General features: G+C 60.8%; 1 protein-coding gene. It reads right to left on the reverse strand.

Annotation, left to right across the window (positions count from 1 at the left end):
* Positions 1-283: hypothetical protein (locus EGN72_RS19020; protein ID WP_158623086.1), on the reverse strand; the 283-nt coding region annotated here is incomplete at both ends.

A 283-nucleotide genomic window follows, 5' to 3' on the forward strand; every position in this document is an offset into this window, starting at 1 on the left:
CATCAGCAAGGTCGTGACATTGGTGAACCCGCTGCTGAGCAGCGCGGAAGACCGGAAGGTTGCGGTCTCACCCTGATACAGCCCGAAATTCACAGCGCTGGAGCTGAAGGAAAGCCGTGGGCTGAACTGGCCGGAGACGCCGGTGATCGTCCGGGCGAGTTGCCCCGACGTAGCGGTCGACAAACGGCAGACCCAGAACATGGACCACGCGGTGTTGTTGAAAGCCACATTGGGCTGGACCTGAGTGTTACTGATGAGGTTGAAGGCCGCCGCGCCATTGGCA

The sequence above is a fragment of the Pseudorhodobacter sp. E13 genome, from assembly GCF_003991405.1.
Taxonomy (GTDB): domain Bacteria; phylum Pseudomonadota; class Alphaproteobacteria; order Rhodobacterales; family Rhodobacteraceae; genus Pseudorhodobacter.